Genomic DNA, 4,410 nt, shown 5'->3' with positions numbered 1-4,410 from the left:
ACAAGTCCCTCAATTACCGGATGGAAGTAGAACGCCAGCGCCAAAACCGTATAAGCTGCCAACAGCAAAGTACCTTCGAGCCAGTTAGAGTTGCCGTCTGAACTGATAGAATTGGCGATCAGCACCGACACCGCAACCGCTACAAGTTCAAACGGGTTGAAATTCAAGTCCATCGGTTTGCCCAACACAAAACCTGCCAAAACCAACACCGGGGCAACAAACAAAGCAATTTGCAAACTCGAACCCACTGCCACAGAAACAGACAAATCCATTTTATTTTTCATCGCCACCGTCACCGCCGTCGTGTGTTCGGCCGCATTGCCAATAATCGGCACTAAAATCACCCCGGTAAACAGTGATGTCAGCCCCAAACTCGCCGTCGCTTCTTCCAGAGTACCCACCAACAGTTCCGACTCGACAGCTACCATCAGGGTACAGGCTAACAGCACCCCAATCCACAGCGGCAGATTGACTTTGTGGTCTGGACTGTCTGGTGCTAAGTTACTTTCGGCTAATTCTTCAAGCATTTCTATTTCTGCCACCCCTGCATCGTACAGATAACTGTGGGTTTTCATCGAAAACAGCAGCGTCAGCACGTAGACTACAATCAGCACTACAGCAACAGCGCTAGAGAGGTTCTGCATAGTTGCCGGAGGGATGCCAATAGAGGTGGCATTAACTGCAGTCGGCACCAAAATGGCAATCACGGCTAAGTTCATCGCTGAAGCATTCAACCGGGCGACTGTCGGCTGAAAATCTTGTTCTTTGTAGCGCAAGCCACCCAGCAGCATCGCCAATCCCATCACCAGCAGCAGGTTGCTCATAATTGAACCGGTGATGCTTGCCTTGACAACATCTATTAGTCCGGCGTTGAGTGCGACGATTCCAATAATCAGTTCCGTGGCATTTCCGAAGGTAGCGTTCAGCAAACCCCCCAAATTGGCACCGAGGACGACGGCGATTTCTTCGGTGGCCGTCCCCATCCACGCGGCTAGGGGGATGATGGCTAAAGCCGAGGTGACGAAGATTGTGGAGGGTTCCCAGCCGAGAAAGTGTCCGGCGATGGAAACCGGGATAAATAACAGCAGGCTGGAAATTATTGTATTTGTGTTTAGCATTTAGATTCTCAAAAGCTGCCAACCGTCAATCATAGCCTGCCACAAAGTTTAAGAATGGGGGAGGGTTCGATATTTGGGTGTTGGCTTAAAGTTGGGGGTGGGCGATCGAGCGATCGCTGCATTGCGGCTTTCACGGATGTGACAAACTAACAGAGCGATTTGTTTAGCCGATCGGTTCAATGGATTTTTGTATTCTACCCGCTCGCTCGCATCAGGTTCCGCATTGTCTTGAGAGCAAACTTGACTATTTCTGGGCGATCGTTTTTTCAGATGTTCGTCTAGTGATATAATCTTTAAATATTGCCATTCTGCAAGTATAGCTATACATAATACTTAGGACTGCTTCAGCCATGCCTCTACAAGAAGAGATTGACAGAACAAGGCAAGACATTCGGACAGATAGCTACTCAATGTCTATTGGCGAGTGGATCAGTCTTTATGAGAGTAAGGAAATCGATATTCACCCAGATTTTCAAAGGTTTTTTCGTTGGTCGGATTCTCAAAAATCCAGGTTTATAGAATCAATTCTTTTAGGTATACCGATTCCACCAATTTTTGTCAGTCAAAGAGATGATGGGATTTGGGATGTGATCGATGGTTTGCAGAGACTCTCAACCATATATGAATTTGTAGGTATTTTGAAACCAGACAATCAAGAGCAAGATACATTTTCTGCTGTCGCCTTACAAGAAACAACTTACTTACCTTCGTTAAAAGGTAAAAAATGGAACGATCCTGACGATAAAGATAACTCTTTAACTCAGGCGCAGCGTTTATTAATAAAAAGAACCAAAATGTCCGTCAATATTGTTGCAAAAGAAAGTGATGAAATGATTAAATATGAGCTATTTCAGCGGCTGAATACAGGAGGATCGATTGCTACACCGCAAGAAGTAAGAAATTGCATTCTTTTAATGTTGAATAAAAATTTATATGATTTAATGCGTTCACTTGCCAATCGGGAGTCATTTAAAAGCTGCATTGCTTTGAGCGATAGACTTGATGAAGAACAGTATGATATGGAATTAGTATTGCGTTTTATTCTTTTCTTCGATCGAGATTATGCAAGTATTCTAACGCTGGGCGGTGATGTTAGCGAGTTCCTAACGGCTAGAATGCGTGAAATGGCTATTAAAAAAGATTTGGATAGCCGCCACATAGAGACAGCGTTTGATGTGACATTCAGTCTGCTTAATGAAGCTATGGGAGAGGACAGCTTCAAGCGATATAAATCGGAGAATGATAAATTCCTGGGAGGATTTCTATTATCTGCATATGAGGTGGTAGCACTAGGAATTGGATACAATTATCAAAATCCAATTCCAAAAGAGCAAATACGTGATCGTATAAAAAAGATTTGGTCAAATCCAATTTATAAACAATGGTCGGGAGCAGGAAAGAATGCAGCAAGACGCTTACCCTATCTTATTGCCCTTGGTAGAGAGGAATTTTCCCCTTCATGAGCATCCGAACAGAGGAACAATTAAGCGATAGGTTGGCAAAGGATCTTGGTTGGCGAAAGAAGGAACTGTCAGAAATGAAATCTTTGATAGAAGCGAAAAATGTTTCTGACCAAAGACATAAAGTATTAGTTCGGAGTGGAGTATGTATTCTCTATTCCCATTGGGAAGGTTTTGTCAAGTTAGCAGCCAACTCTTATCTAGAATATGTTATATCAAAAAAGCTTACCTATCAGGAGCTTTCTAGTAATTTTTTAGCTTTGGCTATGAAAGAAAAACTTAAAGAGGCCAAAGAGACACATAAGCCATCATTGTATATACCTGTTTGTGAGTTCTTTCTTTCCGAATTAAATCAGAGATGTATCCTACCTAAAGATGGAATATCTACGGCATCGAATTTATCTTATGACATTTTAAAAGAAATAACTTATATTCTCGGAATTGACTTTTCAATATACTCTACTAAATCGGTATTAATTGATATCAAGCTTGTAAAGACAAGGAACGAAATTGCCCACGGTGAGTATTCGGTGTTTGATAGGGATGCCTATCTAGAGCTACACAGAGACATTATAGGAATGCTCGAGATATTTCGGAACCAGATAGAAAATGCTGCTAGTCAGAAAAAATTTAGGCAGGATTCACCTTAGATAATGACAACAGGAGCCAATAATTATCAACCATGTCAAGAAAACTAGATTTTTTCAAAGTAGAAGTCGTCCCGCACGATCCAACTTGGCGAGGCGCCTTTGAAACTGAGTCGAAACAGATTGCACTTGCAATTACCGAAAATGTGGTTGCGATACATCATATTGGTAGCACAGCCATTCCACAAATTCATGCAAAGCCGATTATCGATATCCTAGCTGAGGTTAAAGATATTACTAAAATTGATGTAAAGAGTTCAGCACTTGAGGCATTAGGTTATGAAGCAATGGGTGAGTTTGGGATATCCGGTCGTCGTTTTTTTCGCAAGGGTAATGAAGCAGGGATTAGAACACACCACCTTCACGGGTTTGAAGTGAACTCAGCGCAGATAGAGCGCCATTTAGCGTTTCGAGATTATATAATTTCCCATCCTGAGGACGCGCAGCAATATAGCGAACTAAAACGAGAACTCGCAAACAAATACCATGATAATATTCAGGCGTACATGGACGGAAAAGATTGGTTCATTAAAGCAATGGACCTGAAAGCGGCAAAGTGGCGAGCATCTCATTAAAATTCTGATATTGGAAGTGGCAATTATTAATGTTAAGCCTAACATGACTGGAGCAACATAACATATGAGTGATATCGGTCTCACACACATCGCACTGCCTGTTTCTGATGTCGATCGCACTATCGAATTCTACTCCAAGTATGCTGGAATGCAGGTCGTTCACCGCCGCATTGATCCCAAAGCAGGTGTTGCTGTGGTCTGGATTTCTGACCGCACTCGCCCTTTTGTAATTGTGCTAGCTAATTCAAAAAGATTCCGTACATCCCGTTCTGTCTCCCTTGGCACACCTGGGAGTTGGCTGCAAAAGCCGCGAATATATGGACGATCTCTGCGACAAAGCACGTCAAGAAGGGGTATTGCTTGAAGGGCCAAAAGATTCTGGATATCCGATCGGCTACTGGGCTTTTTTGCGAGACCCGGACGGTCACACGCTGGAACTATCCTACGGGCAAGAAATCGGATTTACAGTGGAGAAAGCTACTTGATGATAGAGCTGCGGCAGTGCTTTATCTCTTAGGATGGAAATTAAGCTGGGAAATACATTAAAAAGCAATGGGGAATGGCAATGAGGCAAGTTGTAATTGTGGGATCGGGGCCAACTGGTGCGGCA

General features: G+C 43.1%; 6 protein-coding genes. 5 read left to right on the top strand and 1 reads right to left on the bottom strand.

Annotated features, from left to right (window positions below):
• Positions 1-1,118, bottom strand: a 1,118-nt coding sequence (gene cax, locus QUA38_RS27625; protein ID WP_333167531.1) for a calcium/proton exchanger, incomplete at its 3' end; no start/stop codon positions are given.
• 350 nt (positions 1,119-1,468) lie between these two features.
• Here cax and QUA38_RS27620 point away from each other — a divergent pair.
• The 5 genes from QUA38_RS27620 (at position 1,469) to QUA38_RS27600 (ending at position 4,285) form a co-directional block, all read left to right on the top strand.
• Entirely contained in the window at positions 1,469-2,581 is a 1,113-nt protein-coding gene (locus QUA38_RS27620; protein ID WP_333167529.1) for a DUF262 domain-containing protein, read from the top strand.
• A complete protein-coding gene (locus tag QUA38_RS27615; protein WP_333167527.1) occupies positions 2,578-3,228 on the top strand; it encodes an MAE_28990/MAE_18760 family HEPN-like nuclease in 651 nt (216 codons plus the stop codon). The genes QUA38_RS27620 and QUA38_RS27615 overlap by 4 nt, the downstream gene beginning before the upstream one ends.
• A gap of 32 nt (positions 3,229-3,260) precedes the next feature.
• Complete coding sequence (locus tag QUA38_RS27610; protein ID WP_333167525.1) at positions 3,261-3,800, top strand: GrpB family protein; 540 nt, start codon at positions 3,261-3,263, stop codon at positions 3,798-3,800.
• Positions 3,801-3,864: 64 nt separating this feature from the next.
• Positions 3,865-4,164, top strand: coding sequence for a VOC family protein (locus tag QUA38_RS27605; protein ID WP_333167523.1), 300 nt, complete (start codon positions 3,865-3,867; stop codon positions 4,162-4,164).
• A complete protein-coding gene (locus tag QUA38_RS27600) occupies positions 4,118-4,285 on the top strand; it encodes a hypothetical protein (protein WP_333167521.1) in 168 nt (55 codons plus the stop codon). Before QUA38_RS27605 ends, QUA38_RS27600 begins: the two co-directional genes overlap by 47 nt.
• The last annotated feature ends 125 nt before the right edge of the window (positions 4,286-4,410 follow it).

This window comes from Microcoleus sp. Pol12B4, from assembly GCF_036701385.1.
Classification (GTDB): domain Bacteria; phylum Cyanobacteriota; class Cyanobacteriia; order Cyanobacteriales; family Microcoleaceae; genus Microcoleus.
The sequence above is the reverse complement of the archived record's forward strand: the minus strand, read 5'-3'. Positions and strand labels throughout refer to the sequence as shown.